Annotated in this window: 17 protein-coding genes; 9 read left to right on the plus strand and 8 right to left on the minus strand. The window is 37.8% G+C overall.

Annotated elements, in window-relative coordinates; translation table 11 throughout:
* The first annotated feature begins 70 nt into the window (after positions 1-70).
* The 7 genes from EV201_RS01755 (at position 71) to EV201_RS01785 (ending at position 8,026) form a co-directional block, all read left to right on the plus strand.
* A complete protein-coding gene (locus tag EV201_RS01755; RefSeq protein ID WP_130305680.1) occupies positions 71-760 on the plus strand; it encodes a cysteine hydrolase family protein in 690 nt (229 codons plus the stop codon).
* A gap of 156 nt (positions 761-916) precedes the next feature.
* Positions 917-1,360, plus strand: a complete 444-nt coding sequence (locus tag EV201_RS01760; RefSeq protein ID WP_130305681.1) for a DUF6144 family protein — start codon at positions 917-919, stop codon at positions 1,358-1,360.
* Positions 1,361-1,420: 60 nt separating this feature from the next.
* Entirely contained in the window at positions 1,421-1,657 is a 237-nt protein-coding gene (locus EV201_RS01765; protein ID WP_130305682.1) for a hypothetical protein, read from the plus strand.
* A gap of 80 nt (positions 1,658-1,737) precedes the next feature.
* The gene (locus tag EV201_RS01770; protein ID WP_130305683.1) at positions 1,738-1,977 is read left to right on the plus strand and encodes a hypothetical protein; all 240 of its coding nucleotides are present in this window, start codon (positions 1,738-1,740) and stop codon (positions 1,975-1,977) included.
* A 285-nt stretch (positions 1,978-2,262) separates the two neighbouring features.
* The gene (locus EV201_RS01775; RefSeq protein ID WP_130305684.1) at positions 2,263-2,844 is read left to right on the plus strand and encodes a hypothetical protein; all 582 of its coding nucleotides are present in this window, start codon (positions 2,263-2,265) and stop codon (positions 2,842-2,844) included.
* Between the two features lie 246 nt (positions 2,845-3,090).
* On the plus strand, positions 3,091-6,363 hold the full coding sequence (locus EV201_RS01780) for a S41 family peptidase (protein WP_130305685.1): 3,273 nt from the start codon (positions 3,091-3,093) through the stop codon (positions 6,361-6,363).
* Positions 6,364-6,769: 406 nt separating this feature from the next.
* On the plus strand, positions 6,770-8,026 hold the full coding sequence (locus EV201_RS01785; RefSeq protein ID WP_130305686.1) for a cation:proton antiporter: 1,257 nt from the start codon (positions 6,770-6,772) through the stop codon (positions 8,024-8,026).
* Positions 8,027-8,138: 112 nt separating this feature from the next.
* Here EV201_RS01785 and EV201_RS01790 read toward each other — a convergent pair whose 3' ends face one another.
* A complete protein-coding gene (locus EV201_RS01790; protein WP_130305687.1) occupies positions 8,139-10,052 on the minus strand; it encodes an LTA synthase family protein in 1,914 nt (637 codons plus the stop codon).
* 545 nt (positions 10,053-10,597) lie between these two features.
* Here EV201_RS01790 and EV201_RS01795 point away from each other — a divergent pair.
* On the plus strand, positions 10,598-13,231 hold the full coding sequence (locus EV201_RS01795) for a DUF5686 and carboxypeptidase regulatory-like domain-containing protein (RefSeq protein ID WP_130305688.1): 2,634 nt from the start codon (positions 10,598-10,600) through the stop codon (positions 13,229-13,231).
* 145 nt (positions 13,232-13,376) lie between these two features.
* Here EV201_RS01795 and EV201_RS01800 read toward each other — a convergent pair whose 3' ends face one another.
* The 4 genes from EV201_RS01800 to EV201_RS01815 all read right to left on the minus strand — a co-directional run bounded on the left by EV201_RS01800 (position 13,377) and on the right by EV201_RS01815 (position 19,728).
* Complete coding sequence (locus tag EV201_RS01800) at positions 13,377-15,251, minus strand: metallophosphoesterase family protein (RefSeq protein ID WP_130305689.1); 1,875 nt, start codon at positions 15,249-15,251, stop codon at positions 13,377-13,379.
* A 212-nt stretch (positions 15,252-15,463) separates the two neighbouring features.
* Positions 15,464-18,451, minus strand: coding sequence for an insulinase family protein (locus EV201_RS01805; protein ID WP_130305690.1), 2,988 nt, complete (start codon positions 18,449-18,451; stop codon positions 15,464-15,466).
* A 458-nt stretch (positions 18,452-18,909) separates the two neighbouring features.
* Positions 18,910-19,173: a hypothetical protein gene (locus tag EV201_RS01810; protein WP_130305691.1), complete on the minus strand. Its 264-nt coding sequence runs from the start codon at positions 19,171-19,173 to the stop codon at positions 18,910-18,912.
* Positions 19,174-19,176: 3 nt separating this feature from the next.
* Positions 19,177-19,728: a sigma-70 family RNA polymerase sigma factor gene (locus tag EV201_RS01815; protein ID WP_130305692.1), complete on the minus strand. Its 552-nt coding sequence runs from the start codon at positions 19,726-19,728 to the stop codon at positions 19,177-19,179.
* 226 nt (positions 19,729-19,954) lie between these two features.
* On the opposite strand from EV201_RS01815, the gene EV201_RS01820 reads away from it, so the two are divergent.
* Positions 19,955-23,317: a methylmalonyl-CoA mutase family protein gene (locus EV201_RS01820; RefSeq protein ID WP_130305693.1), complete on the plus strand. Its 3,363-nt coding sequence runs from the start codon at positions 19,955-19,957 to the stop codon at positions 23,315-23,317.
* 111 nt (positions 23,318-23,428) lie between these two features.
* On the opposite strand, the gene EV201_RS01825 is transcribed toward EV201_RS01820, so the two are convergent.
* The 3 genes from EV201_RS01825 to EV201_RS01835 all read right to left on the minus strand — a co-directional run bounded on the left by EV201_RS01825 (position 23,429) and on the right by EV201_RS01835 (position 24,816).
* The gene (locus EV201_RS01825; protein ID WP_130305694.1) at positions 23,429-23,986 is read right to left on the minus strand and encodes a hypothetical protein; all 558 of its coding nucleotides are present in this window, start codon (positions 23,984-23,986) and stop codon (positions 23,429-23,431) included.
* Positions 23,987-24,014: 28 nt separating this feature from the next.
* Entirely contained in the window at positions 24,015-24,224 is a 210-nt protein-coding gene (locus EV201_RS01830) for a hypothetical protein (protein WP_130305695.1), read from the minus strand.
* A 124-nt stretch (positions 24,225-24,348) separates the two neighbouring features.
* Entirely contained in the window at positions 24,349-24,816 is a 468-nt protein-coding gene (locus EV201_RS01835; protein WP_165389558.1) for a hypothetical protein, read from the minus strand.
* Positions 24,817-24,955 lie beyond the last annotated feature (139 nt).

Consider the following 24,955-nt stretch of genomic DNA (forward strand, 5'->3'; position numbering starts at 1 on the left):
TCCAAAATGTGACTTATGGGGAATGATCTAATTTTTGAAACTGTTAGTAATTAATAAGACAATTGTGATTATGGATAAGAAAAAAGGAAAACTCAAGAAGATTATATTCGGTATTGTTGGAACAATAATTCTTTTTATAATAGTTGTGATTGCCAACTTAATAATTTTTGAAAAGCGAGCATCGGTTGTTTCAAAAGGGCAACCCATAGAAAATTATAAGGGGTCGAATTGTGCGCTTTTAGTCGTAGATATCCAAGAAGCGACAACAGGAGAAGTTTCAACGAATCCTTTCTATTCGATGAACTCTGACTCTTTAATAAAAAATATCAACCGTATAACTGATACTTTTAAGAACAGAGATTTCTTAGTTGTATACATCAGAAGTGAAATTTCGGATCCATTAATAAATCTATTAAATAATTCATTTGCAAAGGGGAGTTTGGGAGCCAAATTTGATAAGCGGATGAAATTCGATTCAGGTTTGGAAGTTATTAAAAGTAGAAATGATGCCTTTATTGATACGGAACTTGATCGTATTTTGACGGGTAATAGAATAAGTGAATTATATCTTGTTGGCTTAGATGCTGCTTATTGCATAAATATAACCTCTGAAGCTGCGCAGAATAGAAATTATACGGTTAAACTTATCGATGAAGCAATTTTATCAGAATCAGAAACCATGAAAGATAGTATGATGGTAGATTTTAAAGAAAGAGGAATTAAGATTATAAGCATAGACAGCATCAATATAATGAAATAGAAAATACGAAAGCCTCACCTTATATATACATGGCCGTTGACGTGCAGTTTGAAAGCTTAGTTCAATAAATGAACACCAGCTAGCCCATTAAAATGACTCACGCGCTTTATTTTGAGATTTAATAATTTGAAAAAAATAGATCAAAGTTATTTGATAATGAATGATAATGCTCGTACAAGCAATTGGATAAATAAAAATTTGAAAGAGCTTTCGCAGCTTAGTGGTAAACAAGGGATTGAAATCCTGCATAAATGTGGCGGAGCTTGTTGCGAATCGTCCGATCTTTACCAGGGGGCTTGTCAAGTCAGAAATGAAAATGCCTCTGAAACGGATATGGATGTTCTTTTTAATGCTTTTAAAGCGGACTATTGCAATTCAGACGATCTTACAAAAGAAGGGAATACAATAAGTTTGATATTTGAATCCTGTACCTGTCCTATGGTCAAAAATGGAGTGAAGGATGCATTTCTGTGCAACTGTACAGTTGGCTACTCTAAAAACTTATTCGAGACCTTATTTGATAGAAAAGTGAGAGTCGATTTGGAAAAATCGATTTTAAGAGGAGACTCTATTTGCAAGCAAATCATCACTGTTATTTAAAATAATCTTTCTGTGCCAATACTACAGATTTTTAAAGTATAATAATAAAATTTAAGAATAATGAATCAACCAAATCCATCAGCAGCTTTTTTGCCATTAATTTTAATCTTTCTGGTAATTGCCATAGCTGTATATAAACTCGCAAAAGAAAAAGGAAAAAATGTTGCCCTATGGACAATGCTAGCATGTATTCCTATAGTAAATATCATAAGTGTTATATATATAGTGGGTGCGACAAATTCAAGGCTCGAAGCTAAAATTGACAGGTTGTTAAAAGAGTTGGATAGGGAAGAGTAAGTTAAAGAAGGGGTTATTTGATCGTTAAAGAATAAAAACATATGGGCGGATCGGGTAGTTTATTGAATATGATAGTAAGCATGAGACAGAATCGTGCTAACAGGCCATCGAATAGACAAAAGTTTAGATCGGATACTGGTGATATTCATTATAAAAATCATGCTAAAGTTCTACATTTTAAAGAAGTCCCTAAAGAGGAATTGGAGCGGATAAAAAAAGATATCAGAGAGAAATCGCGAGCAGAACAAAGGAAGTTGACTGTAGTCTTTATTGTTGTTGCTGTACTGGTATGTACTTTAATGTTTATTCTTTTTTATTGAAAGAAGAATCATGCCAGCATGCAGCTCGTGCTTTTGTGAATTAATATACTAAACTGACCAAACTATTTTTAAACAGACTGAAAGAGTTGGATTTATAATGTTTGAGGTAAATAATAAAAACGGCTTGAGCCCTGAGGATCTAATTGTTCCGATGAAGTTCACTTTTTTATTACAATTAAAACATTACTCAAGTCTTATAATTGACCTTTCCTGATACACATCTTACAAATGATGGTGAGATTTTAAATAATTAATACGGTAATATTAAATGTGACAAAATATTTTATGAGAAAAAAAATCATCAACAAAAGAGTCCTTTTTGAATTTGTATCAATAAGCTTTGCGGTATTTTTAGGTATGATGTTGAATACATGGAAAGAAGCAAGAGATAACTCTGAACTTGCCGAAAAATCAGTGCAAAATATAAAGACTGAAATATTAAATAACAAAGAAGAAGTTGCTGAACTTTTACAAGCTCATAGGGGGCATCTGATAACTGTGGATAGTTTAATACTCGAAATGGAGGACTCAATAAAGGTGACAAACCGAAGTGTAAGTTTGAAATTCAGATTAATCAATTCGACCTCCTGGGAGACAGCCAAACTCACGCAAGCTGTAGCCTATATGAATATAGATCTGGTAACAAAGGTTTCCGGAACATACAAATATCAAGACTATTACGATGATTTGGTAAGAAAATATGCACAAGAGAGAATGACATCTGTTCCCGAAGCATATAATAAAAGTACACTGGAAAAGTTGCAAGTTTTTATTGCATCAATAATAGACATAGAAGATAATTTGCTTGAATATTACGACGATATTTTAAAGTCAGATCTTTTGCCTGAGATGGATACTAAGAGCTAGGAAAGTTTGATGAGCTAGGAATAGAGACGCAATTATTGTGACTCTATTTTTTTTAGAATACGATTTATTATGGTGATAGGCCTGTAATATATCGCGTATAACGAGAAAGACATAATGGATATAGAATAGAATTGAAATGCTGGAATAATTAGTCTAATTTGGGTTTTTGATTGTAACCAAAAAAATATTTTTATTGTCTAATAAATGCTTTGATTAGGAATCATATACAAACCAAAATTAATTAATATGAATGACAATTATTCGAAGAAGCTAAGTGCGCTTCTTGTTTGTTTTTTATTGCTTTCGGCCTATGTCCGGGCGCAGGGCACGCGACTTTTGCGTCAGCCCACACTATCTGAAACACATATTGCTTATACCTATGCAGGCGATTTGTGGGTATCTGATATCAGTGGCGCCCAAACCTTACGTTTAACCAGTACACCAGCCGTTGAAAGCGATCCGCATTTTTCTCCCGATGGTCAGACCATTGCTTTTACATCGAATCGTTCGGGGGTGAATGCCGTTTATACGGTTTCAGTTAAGGGAGGCGATGTGAAGCGTTTGACCTGGTATCCTGCTTCTGCTAATGCACGCGGCTGGACTCCTGATGGGAAACGGGTATTGTACGCTTCAACTCGTGAAACAGCACCATCTAACTTCGATCGTTTATGGACCGTATCACGCGATGGCGGCGTATCGACAATGCTAAATGCACAGTGGGGAACCAAAGCTTCATTTGCTGCTGATGGCAAGCAGATTGTGATTGATAAGGTTCGTCGTTGGGATTGGGAATGGCGCGCCTACCGGGGTGGACAAAATACGCCACTGATTATTCTGAATCTTGAGGATTCAAGTGAGAAATTGCTTCCCAATGAATCGACAACTGATGTTCAGCCTGTTTGGATAGGCGATAAGATCTATTTCCTTTCGGACAGAGACTGGGCGATGAATATTTGGATGTATGACACCAAGACCAGTGAATTAAAGCAAATCACGACATTCAAGGATATTGATATCAAATCGCTTTCGGGTTATAAGGATAAACTTGTTTTCGAAAGAGATGGTTATTTGCAAACTTATGATTTGGCTTCAGGAAAAACAACACAGCTTGATATTGAGCTTAGTGGTGATTTCCCTTGGGCAAGAACCAAGTGGGAAGATGTGAGTGATCGTATTGCATCGGCGTCACTATCTCCAACGGGTAAGCGAGCCATAATGTCGGCACGTGGAGAAGTGTTTACCGTGCCGGTTGAGCATGGCGATGCGAGAAACATCACCAATAATTCAGCTGCAGCTGATCGCGCTCCTATTTGGTCACCCAAAGGGGATAAAATTGCATGGTTTTCGGATGTGAATGGAAAAGGCTATCAATTGATGATTGCCAATCAGGATGGGCTATCAGAGCCTGAAGCCATATCGATTGAAGAATCGAAAATGGCCTGGGAGCCAGCCTGGTCACCTGATGGGAAGTTTATTGTGTTTACTGACGATGATGTGCGTATTCGTTTGGTTGATATCGAAGCTAAGCGTATCAAGACCATTGATGTAGGGGGTAATAATTTTGAGCGTGGCGATCTGGGCCTAACCTGGTCGAAAGATTCTAAGTGGATTGCTTATGCGAAATCGGGAGCCAATAATTTCCGACGTATTTGTATCTGGTCGATGGCTGATGATCGGGTGAGACCGGTTACCAACGAATTGGCAGATGCTTTTTCACCTGCCTGGGATGCCGATACGCATCATCTTTATTTTCTGGCAAGTACTGATTTAGCCTTGTTTTCGGGTTATGTGAATACCTCAGTCATGGGAGCAAAGGCACCCAACTACGAGGCTTATGTTGTGAATTTGCGTAAGAAAGATGCTTCGCCTTTTGAACCAAGAAGCGATGAAGAAAAGGCGCCAAAAAAAGAGGATAAAAAAGAAGCTAAGGATAAGAAAAAGGATGATAAATCAGCGAAAGTCAAGGAAAAAGCCGATAGCCTGATGCAGATTGATTTTGATGGTATTGAGCGAAGAATTATTCCTCTACCTATGGAAAAAGGGAAATATCGTTACATCTTGGCTGGAACCAAAGGCATTGTATTTATTGCTGAAGCCAGTCCTAAAGGGAGAACCTCTACGCTACATAAATTCGATTTAAAAGAGAGAGAAGCAAAGGAGTTTGTTTCCGGTGTTCGATCTGTTTCGATTTCGGCGGATGGAAATCAGATGTTAGCTAAAATGGGATCGGCCTGGAAAGTGATTGGAACGAAAGGTCCCAATGGAAAAAGTGCGAAGGTTTTAAAGGTAAATTTGAAAACACAGCTCGATCGTATGGCTGAATGGAATCAGATGTTTGAAGAAGCATGGCGATACCAGCGCGACTATTTTTATGATCCCAATATGCACGGCAGAGATTGGAACGAGGTTTACGAACGTTATACACCTCTTGTACCTTACATCAAACATCGCAGTGATTTAAATTATGTACTCGATCAGGTGAATGGTGAACTTTCGGTAGGTCATAGTTTTGTTTTTGGTGGCGATTTCCCTAAAACCGATAGTCCGTCGGTGGGTTTATTGGGAGCTGATCTGGTGGCCGATGGCAAGCATTGGAAGATTCAGCGCATTTATACCTCAGAGAGTTGGAACCCTGACTTGTCTAGTCCGTTGGATCGTCCAGGAATGAAAGTGGAAGAGGGGAATTATATCGTTGGCGTTAATGGTAAGGAAATCAGCAATAAACAAGACTTTTATAAGGCTCTTGATGGAACAGCCGGTCAGCAAACGGTTCTTCATATCAATAACAAGTCTGATTTTAAAGGTTCCTGGAAAATAACGGTGAAACCTATAAGTAGCGAAAGAGCCCTTCGTCAACGCGCCTGGGTTGAAGACAACCGACGTTTGGTTGATAAGCTTTCCGGCGGACGATTGGCTTACATTTGGGTGCCGAATACTTCAAATAATGGCTTTATCTCCTTCAATCGCTACTATTTTGCTCAGCAAGATAAGGAAGGAGCTGTGATTGATGAACGTTTTAATGGCGGCGGATTATTGGATGACTATATGGTTGATTTGATGAGACGCGAAACAAGAGCTTGTTTAACCAACGAGGTGCCGAATGGCGATCCGATTCGTTTGCCTGCCGGAATTGTTGGTCCAAAAGTCTTAATCATTAATGAGCTAGCCGGATCGGGAGGTGATTTCTTCCCATGGGTATTCAAGCATCAGAAAATTGGCCCAGTGGTTGGTGCACGTACCTGGGGTGGTTTGGTTAAATCGTCAGTACATTATCCCTTGGTAGATGGGGGTGCACTAACGGCTCCTGATAATGCCGTATTTGATCCAAACAAAAACGAATGGGTTGGCGAGAATAAAGGTATTTCTCCAACAATAGAGGTTCGTCAGGATGCACAATCCTTAAACAAGGGTATCGATCCTCAGTTGGAGCGTGCTGTTAAGGAGGCGCTTTCTCGTTTGTCTAAGACAAAAAGAAAAATAACCCCACCACCATTTTCAACACCTGCACTTAAGAAGTAGAACGGAAATGTGTATTGAACAGTTAGCCGAATCTGAAATGCGTTTCAGATTCGGCTTTTTTTTATGGGGAATCTGTTCTTTCATATTTGATATGATTCTAATATTCTGATAACATGATAAGTGTATCTGCGATCTTAGGTTTGTGCTACAGAGTTTCGAAGACAGATAAATTTAGGTGTAAATAAACAGATCACATTATTGTTATCTTTTCTATAGTTTTCCTACTTTCGCACTCCCAATCCAAAGAAATCAGAACTCCTATTAGATCAAGTGAAGAGCGTTTCGTTCATTGACTCGTCGTATCTGGTTAAAGCGTCCTGTTTTCAGATTATGCTAACATTCCATTGCATGTCTATCTGAATCCCATTCGAGGATTCTCAATATAACTAATATTAATTAATTTAAAATGTTTGATTCTTTTGTCATCGTTCTTGCCTTTTCGGCACTTTTTAGTCTTATCAATACCAAATATCTGAAGTTAAGTCCGACCATTGGGATGATGATATTGGCACTTGTTATGTCTGTTTTTATTCTTTTAGTTAAGGAATTTGCACCTTCGGTTTACCAATTTATTCCAACTTTTGAAAGAGATATTCACTTTAGAGAGTTTCTGCTGGAGATTATACTGAGTTTTTTGCTCTTTGCGGGGGCTATGCACATTAACATTAAAGATTTACAAAAGCAGAGAAAAGCCGTTTTTGTTTTTGCGATTTTCGGAACCCTTATTTCAACATTTTTGGTTGGCACACTAACTTTCTATGCAGCTCATTTGTTTTCATTGAACATCCCTTATGTTTATTCTCTATTATTTGGGGCACTCATTTCACCTACCGACCCGATTGCGGTACTTAGTATTTTGAAGAATTACAGTGTGAGAAAAGATCTTCAAATGAATATTGAGGGGGAATCTCTGTTTAATGATGGTGTGGGTATGGTTCTTTTTGTTGTGATCCTGCAAGTTATCAATAGGGGGTATATGAATGTACAGTTTGATGAGGTGATCTTTCTTTTTCTGAGAGAGGCTCTTGGAGGGATTGCTTTTGGTTTGTTAATTGGATTTTTAGGCTTTCAGATTCTTAAAAGAACCGAAAACAATGCGAAGACTCATGTCATGCTAACCATAGTTATGGCATCGGGAGGGTATTCATTAGCTGAAAATATTCATGTTTCACCAGCTTTGGCCATGGTTGCTGCCGGATTATATCTTGGAAACATGATACATAGTAAGTCGTATTCAAAAAAGAATCTGATGCAATTGGTGACATTTTGGGACGTTTTGGATGAAATTTTAAATGGGGTGTTGTTTGTACTGCTTGGATTTTTTATAACATTAATAAACCCTTCAGTTGTTCATATCCCATTTGCCATCGTCACGATACTTGTTGTTTTAATAGCGAGGTATATTTCAGTTTTAGTTCCTTTCCAGCTTATCAAACATTCCAATAAAAAGGTGAACCGAAAAACGATTTTAATCCTGACTTGGGGTGGTTTGAGAGGGGCCTTGGGAATTGCACTAGCCTTATCCGTTCCTCCGGAACATTTTGGTGACTTATTTGTTTTTCTGATGTATTCCGTGGCCTTGTTTTCAATTATTATTCAAGGATTAACAATTGGTAAGTTGGTGAAAAAGCTGGATCTGGTTAATCTGAAGGATGTTAAGTAACCAATTAGGCTTATTGAATCAGAGTAAACAACCTTCTTTACGATCAATAAAAAATCCGAACTCATATGAGTTCGGATTTTTTATATCTGTCTCTTTTAAGAAGAAAGACGATTTATTTCTCTGTGAAATTATAAAGCTTATTATGGAAGAGGTAACTCGCCGTTTGGTAATACGTAATGGCGTCGCGTAATTCCTCTTGATTGAGTTGCGTTACGTGCTGTTCCAAATTGTCAACCTGAAAGGCTTCGGTTCTTTTAGTTGGGACTTGGACCGTTAGTTGATTGTGTTGTAACAAACCAATTTTTTGATAGGTTCCCAGAAGGGCACGATCAGGCTGATCCAACAGAATATCCTTACCAAAGAATTTCGATTTGTAATCCATATTCAACAGCCCCAGAATTGTAGGTGCAAAATCGATTTGTGAAGCCAATGTGGCGTTTTCACCTGGCTTAATAATAGCTGGAGCATACACGATTAGAGGAATGTGGTATTTCTTGACCGGAAGCGATGTTTTTCCTGCACTCGATGCACAATGGTCTGCGACCACAACAAAGATGGTATTCTCAAACCAGGGATGTTTTTTAGCCTCGCGAAAGAATTTAGCAATGGCATAATCGGTGTATTTTACAGCGCCCTTTCTTCCCGAATGAGATGGAATATCAATACGACCCTCAGGATAGGTATAAGGGCGGTGATTGGAAGTGGTCATGATGAAGTTGTGGAAAGGCTGTCCTTTTTTATATAAGCTATCCGCTACTTGTGTCGCTTTTGCAAATAAGTCTTCATCACAAACTCCCCAGGCATTTTCAAACGTAATTTCATCGCTTGAGAAATCTTTGTGATCGATAATATCATACCCGCTATTACCAAAGAAATAGTTCATATTATCGAAATAACCATTACCCGCATAAATAAAATTGTTGGCATAGCCTTTCGATTTTAGAACATTACCTAAGGTGAACATGTTTTCGTTATGCGGACGCTTTACGATAGAAAAACCAGGTGTTGGCGGTAAAGACAGGGTCAGAGCCTCCATACCTCGAACGGTACGTGTCCCTGTTGCATAAAAGTTGGTGAAAAATAAGGATTGCTGGGCAATGGTATCCAAATTAGGCGTGATGTTGTTTGTGTTACCAAAGCGTTTAAAAAAAGAACCACTTAAACTTTCAACTGTAATCAGCATTACATTATAATGTTTATCCTCACCTGGATAGGTAATCTGACGGGTCACATCAAGAACATCCTCGCTGGTAAAGGTACTGTTTGGGGTCTTGATAAGCTCACGCAGATGAGTGAAGGCCTCTTTGTTGTCGATGTCCTTATAAAAGGCTTTATAATCCAACTCATTGTTTCTGAAAGCAGAAAAAATCTGATAGATTCCGTTGTGAGCGAGTTCATTGGAATAGGTGTTATCCATAATCTCAGCTGTGCTTTTATTAACCGAATAGAAAGCCAGTAGGGGTAAAAGCCACAGAATAAGGCTGAGTTTTAAACGGGAAACAAAGCGAGATTCCGAGTTGATACTTTTATCGAAATGTTTTTTTACCAAAGCGAAAATAGCTGCTGAAAGCAGCAACATGCCAAGAATAATGATGGGCATTGGGTAAGACTCTCGTATATTTGAGATGACTTCGTGTGTATACACCAGGTAGTCAACGGCAATAAAATTGTAACGAACACTAAATTCTTCCCAAAAGAACCACTCACCAATTCCTGAAAATACTAGAATACCTATGGTGATAATGAAAAATACATAAGAAATCCATTTGTGTATTTTCGTACTAAAAATACGATCCGGAACGATTAGTAGGTAGAATACAAAGGGAATTATGAAGTACGAAATGGTTACCAAATCGTAGAATAAACCATACAGATAAATTTGGAAGATGTGAATCAAACCGGGATCTGAATTTTGAAAATCACCAATCAGGAGTATCGTTCGAATAAGAAAAGAGAGGGTTATAAATATCAGACTGAATAGGAGCAGACCTCCGTAGCGTGATTGCAGAATACTTTTAAATCTCATACTGTATAATTTGTATTTATATTATAGGGGCCAAATATACATTGTCTTTTTGATAAAAACCTAATATTTATACCTGCTGAAGTTAAAAAAGACAAACAACTCTTAATATTAGTCATTCTAATTAGATGTCTTATAGGTCTGAAATATTAAGTCAATAATCAACTGATATGATAGAGCTCTGTATTGAATTTTATATTCATTACAGAGCTCTTTTTTTGCTTCACGATAAGTCGTGTTGAAAAAGTTAATTTGACTGAATTTTGTTTGGTGGAATTTAATGATTGAGTCAATTATTTCAAGATTATAATGTCCCTTAGACCTTATTTTTGCTGTGTTATAGATATAAATATCGATTTTGAATTTGTGTGTGTCCAGTTGTTAAAAATACATAAGAGCATTATATGCTTAACTTATTATTTTAATTTTTTGATAAGTTTATGATGAATTTATGAGGGCGATTTTGTAAAACATATAAAGTTTGATCTAATCTGTAACTTTTTTAGCGCTCATTCGTTTTGATATCATAAAAAAACAATAAATCGATTATGACAAGAAATCTACTTAGTATTCTTTTACTCTTCTGCTCATTATGGGGGCATGCACAGCAATTATCAGGGCTTATCAGCAATTCCGAGGGTAAGCCTATTTCTTTTGCCAACATTTATATCAAGGAACTCGCCACAGGAACCACTTCGAATATCGACGGGGAATACCAGTTGCCTTTGCCTGAGGGAAAGTGGCATCTTTCTTATCGTTATTTGGGTTATAAAACCAAAGAGGTGATAGTGAATATGTCGAAGAATGATTTGGAGATGAATGTCTCACTTGCTTCACAAACCTACCAACTGAAAGAGGTTAAGGTTTTGGCTAGTGGTGAGGATCCTGCTTATTTTGTGATGAGAAAGGCCATAGCCATGGGGGACTATTACAGTAAGCAGGTGAGTGAATACAGCAATATGGTTTATCTAAAAGGTTCGGGTAAAGTGACCAAGGTGCCGGGCCTTTTTAAAAAGAAGCTGGCCGAGGAGGGCATTACAGCCAACAAAACCTTTGTGACAGAGAATATTTCTAAAATCCATTTTCTTTTACCCAATAAGGTTGAGGAAGAAGTGATTTCAATCCGATCTTCGGGTTTGGATAATGAGGCTAACCCGATGCAATTTATCACAACCAATTTGTATAATACCCGTGATGATGGTTTTATCTCGCCATTGGACAAATCGGCTTTCACGGTTTATAAGTTTCGACTGGAATCGGTGTTCGAAGATCAGGGACGGACAATAAACCGGATTAAGATCACGCCAAAGCGAAAAGGGAGGGATTTGTTTAAGGGCTATTTGAATATTGCGGAAGATTATTGGAACATTCACTCTGCCGATTTAAAATTGAAACTGCCTATGACTGATGTGCACATGCGTCAAATGTATGCGCCCGTGAGCGAGGATGTTTGGATGCCCATGAGTTTTGATTTTAGTATTAAGTTTGAGGGAATGGGTTTTGGTATGAACGGGATGTATGTGGCTTCGATTAAGGATTATAAAGTGACATTGAATCCAGATTTGGATCATGACTATTTGAAACAAGCGGAGCTTGCCAAAAAACAGGAAGCCGCAGCAGTTGCTGAATTGACTAACCAAGCTGAATCGAAAGTTTTATCGGTGAAGGAGAAAAAGCGGAAAGATGAGATTCAGAGCTTATTGGATAAAAATGATATGAGCAATGCCGAGATGCGCAAACTCTATCGTTTAATGGAAAAAGATAATCAGAAAGAGAAAAAAATAAAGGTGAAGGAGCCTTTGGAAATTAAGATTGAAAAGGTGAAAATGGCTAAGGATGCCAAAGAGAAAGATTCTTTGTATTGGGCTGAGATGCGTCCGATACCCTTGTCAAGCGATGAAAAAATCAGTTTTATAAAAAAGGATTCCATCAGCCTGATTCGAAATAGTCCTGAGTATAAGGATTCAGTCCGTCAGGCCAATCGGAAGTTTAAGTTCAAGCATATACTCTTCGGAAAAACGTATAAGTACAAAGAGAGTCAGTCCCAATTGTCGACTCCGGGTTTGCTAAGTTTTGATAAGATTTCCTTCAATACGGTGCAGGGGATTACATTTAATGCGCCATTTTCCTATACCAAGAAGGATACCCTGGGACACTACTTTGATATCAATACCGATTTCACCTATGGGTTCTCAAGAGAACATCTTGATTTTTCAGTGGGAGGCCGATACCGTTACAATGGGATGAAGCGGGCCTGGCTTGGTTTTGAAGCCGGAAGTAAAGCGGTTGATTTTAACGGACAAACGGGGATCGATCCCATGCTGAATGCGATGGCTTCGCTTTATTTTAAGGATAATTACCTGAAGCTTTACGATAAGAATTTTGTGAACATATGGCATCAGACTGATTTAGCCAATGGGTTAAACCTATCCACCAAGCTGGAATATGCAAATAGAAAACACTTGGTTAACCATTCAAATCTTTCTATAACTAATCCCGATCATAAGTCATATAGTCCAAATATCCCGGAGGGCGTAGCGACCAATTTAGTTGGAGATAACAAAGCTTTAACTTTTATGGCCAGGTTGGAGTACACGCCACGCCATCGTTATTCAATAGTTAAGGGTACAAAACGAATGACTTCATTTCATCAACAACCAACTTTTGCTTTAGCATATCGGATGGGAGTTAAAAATCTTTTGGATTCGGATGCCGATTATGCTTTGTTGCAGGCTTCTGTCAAACAAGAATTGCCTTTGGGTTTCAACGATTATTTGTCTTACTCTGTTAAAGCCGGGCGTTTTCTGAATAAAAACAAAGTGTTCTTTGCCGACTATCATCATTTTAATACCAGTAAACCAACATTGATGTTGGGTGGAGGTTTGAGCACCTTTCGCCTGTTGGATTACTACAAAAACTCAAGTACAAACGATTATGCTGAGGCACATGTCCAATATACTTCGGATCGGTTTATATTGAAGCGTTTGCCGATTCTTAACAATGCTTTGGCGGTACAGGAAAGGGTGTTTGCCAATTATTTAACTCAAGCAGGACGGAAGAACTATTGGGAAGTGGGCTATGGTTTGTCGCAGATTTTCTTGTTACTTGATCTCGAAGTGGTTTGGAGTTTTGATGGCAATCAACATCAGGACACGGGTCTTAAAATTAAGTTGAATTTTTAAGTTGATTGTATAAGTATATCTATACGTTAGCTGTGTATTTAAAGAAGTATTAGAGGCTTGGACTTTTATAGTCTAAGCCTTTTTATGATAGAATTTTTTCTCCAAATTGTTGATTTTATAATGCTTCCAGACTGTGTTTTGTGAATTATTTCCTTAAGTCGTATTCATCGATTAACTCCAGCGTATCAGGATTCTTGACTCTAACATGAATTTTAGAGCCCTCCACATCGATAAGGACAAGAGCATTCTGGGTGGAGAAATTTCGAACATGCTTCATCCATGGTGTTTTTTCCTGTGCATAATAGGGCGCACCGGCTGCACCGTTGTTGATTTGGTAAAATGTTCTTGACAGTTTCACTTTCTCATGATTATAGGTTTCCGGATAGCGATCCATTTCTTCGGTAATGGTCAGCATGTTGTAGTTGTGCTCATCACCCGTAAGTGCGGCTACAGTTTTTGTGCTTTTATTTACAATGATATCCAGTAGTTTGTCCCTGCGTTCAATAATACCTTCATCGTATGTTTTTCCATTGACCGTAGGTCTCATTCGATTATCTCCATTATACCACATATCATCCTTTACATGGCCTCCGTTGGGGAAGAAGGGGGTGTGTACTGTCACAAATACATGATCAATGTTTTCGTCTTTCTCTAAACGTTTCAAGGTTTTTTCAAGCCATTTCATTTGATTGTCCATGATGTAGGCATGCAGGTTGCCACTGACAATGCTTAAGCCTTGTGGGCTGTACCAGTAGTCAGAATTCATCACAACCATGGCTACATTGTCGTAAGTGTACCAAAAAACAGATTCCTTATAGGACGGAAAATCATCTTTACTCTTATCGGGATCGTATTTCGAATTGTCTTCGCTTCGGGGGCCATTCTCAGGCAATACAAAATTATCCTGGAAAAGAGACTCCCCCGAATCATTTGCAAAGGGGAAATGATCGATCAGATAATTAAAATCCCTGATGGTATCATGAAAGATGTAGTTGTAGGCTTCATGATTTCCAAATCCCGGTATAAAAGGGATATAATGCCAATAGGCTTCTACTGCGTGTTTCCAGTTGGCATACTGCAGATTCATGCGTTCTCGGCTCACTTCGTAACCATCGATCAGGTCGCCAGTAAATTGTACAAATTTGGCTCCTTCTGCCATACTGAGCGAGGCAATGCGTTTCATAATATAGGCATTGGTGCCAAAAATATCTCGTTCGCCACCACCTTGTCCCGATCGGGAATCACTGCCATAGGCAAAGGTGAACTTTTTACGACTTCCGGGCGTGGGGGAGGTTTCAAATTTAAAATCGTATTCAAATTCTCCAAGTGTCAACTGATAGTTGTATTGGGTTCCAGCTTCAAGTCTGTTGATTTCTATTTCGTGTTTTATGCTGGCTTTTTTATCGGTAAATGTTTTGTTGTTTGTTTTTATACTTGCCTTCACCTCTTGAGAAGTAACAAAGGAAATAACGCAGCTCTTGTGGGTCAATTTATTTATAAATGGTCCTTCGATGACTGTAGGTACTGCTGTAAATAAAGTGTCTTGATGAATAAACGCAGCTTTGCCATCATATAGAATAAGGCCTTTGTCAGTCATTATTCTGTAACCCAGTATGCCCTTGCCGGATTTTTCCCAACCAATCATGTCATATCTACCTGATAGATTACGTGCAATGGGAATGACGGTTTTTCCATTTACGATGGGAGAACTTTCCCTGAAATAAACCGGTTGTGGAAAGCTGCCATCCTTATAATTGATAAAACCATAGTAGAGCGTTCCGTTTAGATCGGGAATTTTAAAATCGAATTCCAGTCCTGCTTCTGTTCCTGTTATATTGTTGTAAAAGTCGGAGAAATGGAAGTAATCTCCAGCAGCTTGTGCATATATCTTCTGATTGGACATCTGTAGAAAAACGCCATTTTCATCTGATCCTATGTTGGAATAAACTTCCGGAACCTCTTGAGCCTTTAGGGGGAATACAAAGAGTAGGCTGCAAGCCCAAGTCAATACTTGTTTCATGGTATCTTATTTTTTTTTTTGGTTTAATGTCTTGATTTCATTAAAGATACAACATGAAGGGGAGTGATGCAGATTTTTTAGATGAATTTGATGTTAATTCTATTGAAGATGTATGATAAGAAGGGATTCGGCTTTGTTTTAAATTGTTGAGGTGTGTGTAAAAATAAAGGAGCCCCTACGGGCTCCTTTGCTTTAAATATATAAACAATTACTTACTCTTTAAGGCTGATAACTTTGCCAAAAAGTTTTGCATTTTCGTTTACTTTTGTTTCGTTACCATACACACAAATAGCATTTTGTGCTAAAATGTCTTCCACCATTTTTTTCATTTCTTTAATATCTTCAGGTGTAGTTGACAAAACGGCAGCACGCTCAGTTTTTAACTCTTCGGGTGTTGTTTTCTCGAAGTAATACTGAATCGCACGTTTTCCTCTTTGTGAAGCTGTCATCGGGCCATCCATACGAGAAATTGTACCAATAATATAACGGGTCATCTCTTTTGCATCGGCATCAAACTTTTCCAAATACTCCGGAGTTTTGTTATAATTATTGATGGTTTCTGATAAATTCGGATCGCGGTAAGAAGCGAAATAAACATTACCGCTATTCGAAATGCCGGCAAAACCGCCATAAGCACCACCAATAACTCGTATCTGCTTTTGTAGCCAGTCGGTTGAAAGCACTTGGTTTAGAACTCTCATTTTACCATTGTATTCGTATCCCAGCTTTTTCAAGTCATAACCTTTAACTACATACTGTACCTTTGATGCCGTTTTTAAACCTTCGTTTTTCTTTTTGAAATCGAATTTCCAATTGTTTAAACTAACTGGCTCATCTTTAAGATTTGAAGTAAGGGTTTTAATGCCTGTAGTGTAAGCCATAAAATCTTTTTCATCACAGGTTACAGAACCAATCGTATTTTTTTTGGTGAAAAGTAAAGCAGCTGTTTTTTCAAGATTTGCAATAAGCTCGTCGCTTTTAGTATCGAAATTCTCCGATAAATCAGTCACGAAGCGGTAGTAGTCCAAGCCACTTGTTTTCTCGCTGTACGCACCATATGTTGAGTAATACGAACGAAGGCGAGTCATGGCATAACCTAAACCGTAATTTTTAATGTTAGACTCAACTCTCGATTGGTGACGGGTAAGCAGTTCTTTCAAACGATCTTTATCGTTTAGTTTTGAATGATTAATGATTTCATTAGCCAATTCAAACATTTTCCCAGCCTTTTCAGCTGTAGCCTTAGTATAAACGGCAAATTTTGGAATGATCTTATCATCAGAGTGATTTTCAAGGAAAGTGGTTGTGTATGTGCTGAAACCACCTGTTTGAATATTCAACGCATTATCCAGTTCACCGTAGGTGTAATTTTCTGTATTTAATTTTCCTAAGAATGAAGATAAGAGTTCTGCATAAGGAATAAGCTCCTTAGGCAATGTGCGGATATCGAAATACAAGTTGCTATATAGAATATTGTTAGTGAAGGTGTTGTGGTGTAAGACCTCTACGTCAGAAATATTCTTTTTATCGATGTCAAACCACTCAATATCACTACTGATATCTGCCAATTCAAGCATTGGGACAGTAGCCATTGCTTCAGGTGTATCCTCTTTTTTCTGGTGTGCAATCAATTCTTTAGTCTGCTCAATTAGCTTTTCCTTTTCTTCTTCGCTTAAGCCATCTTTAAACGCTTTTAACTCTGCTTTTGTTTCAGCAGTTAATTTCGCTTGTAAACCAGGTTCAGGCTTTAAAACCATCAATAAGGCATGTGGGTTGTTTACCAGATATTTGGTTGTGGTTGTTTCAAGAATATTTGTAGTCAGTGCTTTTTTAGCTTCTTCCAAAGGTTTATTATATTCCAGGCCTGGGAATGGATTATCGGCAAACATCCAGCTTTGATAGGATTGTAATAAATACATCATCCCTTTTTGTGGCGTATTGCCTTCTTTCATGTTGAATTCCATACGATTCAGAATGCCTTCAACCATGGTTTTATCAAACCCTTTTTCGGCAACGGTTTTCATGGTAGAAAAAACGATCTCTTTGAATTTGTCTTTATCCTCAGGGTTCGCATTTTCTACTGTAATGTCGAAAACACCTTGTTTAGCTGAATTGTAATAAGCACTCACGTCTCGTCCAATTCCAGCTTCTTGTAAAGCCAGGCGTAGAGGAGCTGATTCATGGTTAACCAAAGCATCGGCTAAAACATCGAAGGTTAAGCTTAAAGCAATATCGGTACCTTCGCCAGCTACAAAACTCATATTTAAGAATGTTTTATCTTTAGTTGAGGCTCCATCAGCTACAGCATAGGTTTTCTCAGCTTCCTTCATTTTATCAAATGGCTTTTGCATAGGAATCTCAATTTTCTCATTTGATAAATTGTAGTTCGCCAAGTACTCTTTGTCGATAAACTGTAGCTCCTTGTCTAAATCAGCATTACCATATAATAAAATGTAGCTGTTGCCTGGGTGGTAATACTTTTTGTGAAAGTTTACAAAAGCTTCCTGAGTAAGTTGAGGAATCGCTTTAGGGTAACCTCCTGATGAAACACCATAGGTATTATCCGGGAAAAGGATTTTATTAATCTGGTAACCCAATTCTCTGCCTGGGTTTGAGAAAGCTCCCTTCATTTCGTTATAAACCACACCCTTGTACACAACTTCATCGTCCTTGCTTGCCAACTCGTGGTGCCAGCCTTCTTGCTGAAGAATTTTAGGATCGGTAAGAAGATTTGGGTTAAAAACCGCATCAAGATAAACATGCATCAGGTTGAAATAATCCTTATCGTTCATACTTGCTACCGGAAAGGTGGTGAAATCAGCACCTGTCATGGCATTCAGAAAGGTATTTAAGGAACCTTTTATCAGAATATCAAAAGGACTTTTTACAGGGAAATTCTTTGAGCCATTCAATACGGAGTGCTCCATGATATGTGGCGTGCCACAATCGTTTTGAGGGGTTGTTTTAAATGCGATATTAAACAACTTATTCTGATCGTCGGCAGCAATTTTAAGCAATCGAGCCCCGCTTTTGTCATGTTTAAACAGCAGGCAGTTGGCATTGACTTCTTCCACAAATTTTTTCTCAACCAGAGTAAATCCATGGTATTTCTCGCCTGATTGAAATTTCTCTTTGGGGCTACAGGCTGTAAATACAGCGAATACTGCCACAAGAAAGAAATATGCAATGTTTCTTTTCATGTTAAATGTTTTAGTGATTGTTATTTTGATTAGTATTTGAGTTTGTAAAATGTGCAATTTTACAAATTGTAGTAAATATAGTAAAATTCAAATTGGCCTAATCATTGGCTTGTGATGATTTATATGTTAATACATATGTTTGTTTAAATAATGCCTGCTAAGACTTGAATTTAAAGCCATTTTTATAATTGTTAAAAAAACATAAGATAAAAATATTTGTTTCATTAAGGAGGGAGTAAGAAGCATATTGGAATAATCAAAGGTGATTTTTTGCTTTTTTAAATGATGATTGCGGGGGAGTGTATTAAATGGATAAGGAAGCGTTAATTTACAATTTCATCTTTTGGTTCAATATTTTGATTTTCATTAAAATTTGAACGAAAGTAGGAGGGATTCCGATTTTCTCGATGAATTATGATGGAATGGAAGCAATTTATTGAGCGAGCTGTATAGGAAATTTATACATTTCTCATTTTGATAATAATCCGCTCTTCCAGTTTCTTAAAATCAAGAGAGAGGGCTTTTTTGCTCTTTAAATCACGAATGCATTGTTCTATTAATAAACTTTGTTTGTGGTATTGTTTACATTTATTACACACTAGTTTGTGTGTTTTTAGTTGAAGTTTTTCTTTAAGGTTTAATTTTAAATGTATATCTCTTTCAATAAGTTCGCTTGCCTTAAGACAAGACAGGAAAAACAGGTGTTTTATTTTTGTTATCATTCTTTATTTTTTTAGCCAGTGGGTTTCAATACAATTTCTCAGTTTTAGTTTGGCTCGATGAACGATTTGCCAAAAATGAGTCGTGTTTATTCCCATTTCCTGCCAAATATTCTCACCTTTTTTTTCTGATAGATATTTAAGTTTTACACAGGTTTGCCAATTTTCGGGTAAAGTCTCAAGGCATCTTGTAAGAATAAATTGGAATTCTTCATCCTTAAGAACGTCCTTTTCATTTTGATGCCAAAATTGTGGTTTCTTGTGAGAATACCAGGTCTTCTGTTGATTAAAGAAAATGGGTAGTTCGTTGGTTTGGGGTAAACCGTTTGAGTTGAGTTTCGTGCGATAAAAATCGATGATTTTAAGGTCTAGTATTGAGAATAACCAGGTTTTGGACGAACTATCCTCTTTAAGCTGGTCAATTTTTTCTAAAGCGGTCAGAAAGGTTTCTTGCACCAGATCTTCTGCAATATCAGTTCGCAGCGTATTATAAAAGGCCCAAGAGTAGAGGTCCTTAGTATGAAGATAAACCAGTGTTTCTAAAAACGCTTTGTCCATGAGTATCGGCTAGATAAACTTTAGTCATTAAAAAATGAGAGTAGCAGTTTTTAGTGTGTGTAGGTGTACTCTAAGATAAGAATAAAATACCAAAAACTCTTTTATTTTTCATTTTGATTCTATTAGCTTGTTATTTAGGATTATATTCCATTTTTACATCTGGCTGGATTCATATTTTTATTGTATATTAAGAATCGAAATATGCTATTAACCAAAGCAAATATCTATGTATACACCCCAAAATAAAATTCGAATTGTGACCACAGCCTCCTTATTCGATGGTCATGATGCTTCCATTAATATCATGCGGCGTATTCTCCAGGCTTCAGGAGCGGAAGTGATTCATCTTGGACACAATCGTTCGGTTCAGGAGATAGTCGATTGTGCTATTCAAGAAGATGTTCAGTCAATCGCTGTAACATCTTATCAGGGAGGGCATAATGAGTTTTTTAAATACATGAGAGATTTATTGCTTGAGCGAGATTCCGGACATATTCGAATCTTTGGCGGCGGCGGTGGTGTGATTCTCCCTTCTGAAATTGAAGAACTGGAAGCTTATGGTATTTCTAAGATTTATTCACCTGATGATGGGCGTGTATTAGGTTTACAGGGGATGATCGATCATTTGCTTGAGAACTGTGATTATCCTACGGGTAAAGAGGTCGGTTTTTCTCTTGATGAGTTAAATAAAACCAATCATTCTTCTTTGGCCAAGATGATCTCTGCTGTAGAGAATTATCCGGAAATGGTTTTTGATTTAATGGAGAAGCTGAGAGTCGAAGAAAAGAAATCCAATTCTGTAATTCTTGGTATTACAGGCACAGGAGGCGCAGGGAAGTCTTCATTGATAGATGAGATCATTCGTCGTTTTTTGGAGGTTTATCCCGATAAGGAACTGGCTATTATATCGGTGGATCCTTCGCGTCGTCGTACAGGTGGGGCACTTCTGGGAGATCGTATTCGGATGAATTCGGTGCATTCCCATCGGGTTTACATGCGTTCTCTAAGTACGCGTCAATCCAATCTTGCCTTATCCAAACACATTAAGGATGTGCTTTGTATCACGAAGCATGCCGGTTTCGATCTGATTATTCTGGAAACTTCGGGTATTGGTCAGTCTGATACAGAGATTATCGATCATTCGGATTGTTCACTTTATGTGATGACGCCTGAGTTTGGTGCGGCCACCCAGCTTGAGAAAATTGATATGCTGGACTATGCCGATTTAATAGCCATTAATAAATCGGATAAGCGGGGGGCTTTGGATGCTTTACGCGATGTGAGAAAGCAGTATCAACGGAATCATTTATTATGGGAATCTGAGCTTGAGAGTATGCCTGTTTATGGAACGGTCGCTTCCCAATTTAACGACCCTGGTGTAAATGAACTTTTCATATCCATTTGTGAGAAATTGAATGCGATTAGCTCGGGTAAATTTGATCTGAGTGGAGCAAATAAATTGGGCGTTAGTGAAAAGATTCAAGTGATTCCTCCATCGCGTGTGCGTTATCTTTCAGAGATCTCAGAAACGGTTCGATTGTATAATAAACGCAGCGAAGAGCAATCAAAAATAGCTGATAAATTGTATTCGCTACAAAAATCAAGAGAAACCATTCATTCGAGAGGTAAAGAAGAGAAGCATTTGTTCGGAAAATTAGATCATTTAATTGGAGAATATGAAGAGAAACTGGACAGAGAAAACCTGAAGATATTAAACAATTGGCCAGAGAAGGTGAAACGGTTTTCGAATGATTATTATACCTACCAGGTGAGAGGAAAAGATTTTAAGATTGAAACAAAAGGGGAAACCTTATCTCATAATAAAATACCTAAAATTACTTTACCCAAATACCGTTCGTGGGGGGATATTCTGAAATGGAATTTAAGAGAAAATGTGCCCGGTGAATTTCCGTATGCTGCAGGTGTTTTCCCGTTTAAGCGTGAGGGAGAAGATCCGACGAGGATGTTTGCTGGTGAAGGTGGTCCCGAAAGAACCAATAAGCGATTTCATTATCTTTCAAAAGGGATGCCGGCCATTCGTTTGTCAACTGCCTTTGATTCGGTGACCCTTTATGGAGAAGATCCACACGCACGTCCTGATATTTATGGGAAGATTGGGAATGCTGGCGTTTCTATAGCTTGTCTGGATGATGCGAAAAAATTGTATTCCGGTTTTGATTTGATGTCACCCATCACTTCTGTATCGATGACCATTAATGGTCCTTCGGCAGCAATGGTTGCCTATTTTATGAATGCAGCTATTGATCAGCAATGTGAATTATACATCAAAGAGAGGGGATTAGAGAAGTCAGTTGAAGAAAAACTTGAAGAGATATTTAAGGCACGAAAAGCCAAACGACCAAGCTATCAAGGACAGCTTCCTGAGGGAAATAACGGACTTGGCCTAATGCTGTTGGGGGTGACCGGGGATATGGTTTTACCTGATGAGGTTTATCAAAAGATAAAGGTAGAAACCATGAGCCGAGTGCGTGGTACCGTACAGGCCGATATTCTGAAGGAAGACCAGGCACAGAATACCTGTATTTTTTCAACGGATTTTTCATTAAAGTTGATGGGAGATATTCAGGCTTATTTTATTGATCATGAAGTTCGAAATTTCTATTCGGTTTCTATTTCGGGCTATCACATTGCTGAAGCGGGTGCTAATCCTATCAGTCAGTTGGCTTTTACATTAGCCAACGGTTTTACCTATGTGGAGTATTACCTTTCACGGGGAATGGATGTGAATGCTTTTGCACCCAACCTTTCTTTTTTCTTCTCAAATGGTATCGATGCCGAATACGCCGTTTTAGGACGCGTTGCTCGTTTGATCTGGGCAAAGGCCATGAAGTTTAAATACGGAGCTGACGAACGCTCTCAGAAGCTGAAATACCATATTCAGACTTCAGGAAGATCCCTGCATGCTCAGGAAATGGATTTTAATGATATTCGAACCACTTTGCAGGCACTTTATGCTATTTACGACAATTGCAATTCTCTGCACACCAATGCTTACGATGAGGCCTTAACGACACCAACTGAGGAGTCGGTTCGGCGCGCTATGGCTATTCAGTTGATTATCAATCATGAATTAGGCCTGGCTATCAATCAGAATCCTATGCAGGGCTCCTTTATCATCGAGGAACTGACCGATTTGGTTGAAGAAGCTGTATTGCTTGAATTTGATCGAATTTCAGAACGTGGCGGTGTATTGGGTGCGATGGAGACCATGTATCAGCGAAATAAGATTCAGGAAGAGTCGCTTTATTACGAACGACTTAAAAATTCAGGTGATTTGCCTATTATTGGCGTGAATACTTTCCTTTCAAGTACGGGATCACCAACCGTTATTCCCGAAGAGGTGATTCGAGCAATTAAGGAAGAGAAAGAATACCAGATTGCATCGATAGAAGGCTTGCATGAAACCTATAAGAAAGAAGCAGCCAGGAGTTTATTGGAACTAAAGGCGAAAGCTACAGGCAATCAGAATATTTTTGAAACCCTTATGGATGCGGCTAAGTATTGCTCCATTGGTCAAATTACTCATGCGCTCTTCGAAGTGGGTGGTAAGTACCGTAGGAATATGTAATTGGTCATATTGCCAAGTTTATAATCTGTACAAAAACAAAATCCCAAGCAGTTATTGTTCTGCTTGGGATTCTGTTTAATAATCTTTTATGGATTTTTTTGTGTCAAAAACTTAATCCTTTTTCAATTCTTTAGCCTTTTTGATTTTGTCTTCCAGATCTTTAACACTTTTTTCAGCCTGATCAATCTTGTCCTTTCTTTCCTTGTATTGTTTTTCAGAAATCTTTTTTTCCTTTTTGTTTTTTTCGAGTTGTTCCTTCGACTTTTTAATTTTTTCCTTTGCTGTCTTTATTTTATCGTTTTTTTCTTTAATCGTTTTATTAAGCTCTTCAGTTTTTTGTTCCTTTAGCAGCTTAGCCTGACGAGCTCTTTCCTGTCCAAATTCTTTCCCTTTTAAGGTTTTATTTTTACCGTAAGCATGTCCTTCTTTATCCATTTCGGATTTAAGCTCTTTTTTATTAGCTTTCATTTTGTCTTTTTCGACTTGTCCTTTTTTTTCCAGATGTTCTTTTTTCTCTTTACTCATTTTCTGTAAAGAGTCTTTTTTCATCTTCACTGCTTTTTCAGTTTTTGCTTTTACCTTTTTGTCTTTTCCCTTTTGAGCAAGTGTTAGTTGGCTTGTGCAAACCATTAGAAAAAAAGATAACAGGATTATCATACACTTTTTCATAGTCGTTTGGATTTAGATTATAATTCGTCTAATAATTCATCAACTTCTTTGGCGCTTTATCGATATCATCCTTAGCTTTTTCTAATTGATGGGTGATAGAGTCGATTTGATTGATTTCGTTTGTTGAATTCTCTACTTTGGGAGCAGCTGTCGTATTTTTTTCAGTTTTCGTTTTTTTCTCAGCACAGGCGAATAAGAACAGGGACGAAATAGCCATAATAAAAAAGGTTTTTTTCATAACTCAGGATTTAAATGATTTTAGGAATGAATTAAAGTTAATGAAAAAGTAGTGATTATCAGTAAATAAAGAATCCCAACCTGCAATTCAGCAGGTTGGGATTCTTAGTTTATTTTAATTTTGATTAGAATATATATCGGACTGATAGGGCAAAACCATCCCCCCATAGTCCTGAATAACCAATTAGGTTTAAGGCTGGTTTCCAGTCCACACTTAAATTAATCGGAATTTCACGAATATTATATTCCAAACCTAAGATTCCGTCTAATCCAAGCACAGTGTAGTTCTTGCCATCGTCACCCCAATGTGCATGATCACCATCCCAAAAGCCGATATGACCACCAAAGCCGTAATACCAGTTAAAACCAGGTTCGTTAAAGGCTCGGGCGTGAATTTCATACAAACCAGTTAAGTTCAGGCCTTGCCATCTCGATGAAATAATCCCCTCAAGGGCAACATCATTCCTGATGAAATGTTTGATCGTTAATCCATTTGCTGAACCCCCTCTAATACCGATTCCCGTACCATAATCTTGTGCCTGAGCTAATGTGCCGATACAAAACAGGCAAACAATTAATAACAGTTTTTTCATAATTTTCAGTTAAATGTTTTTTTTTGTCTAAATGTAAAAGTAAACAATTTTGAATCTTTATGCATAAACTATTTGACGGCGGAAATATTGTGGACTAACTATTATTTCTGAGACGAATCATCTTGGATTCTATTTTTTA

The sequence above is a fragment of the Ancylomarina subtilis genome (assembly GCF_004217115.1).
In the GTDB taxonomy this organism is placed as follows: Bacteria; Bacteroidota; Bacteroidia; order Bacteroidales; family Marinifilaceae; genus Ancylomarina; species Ancylomarina subtilis.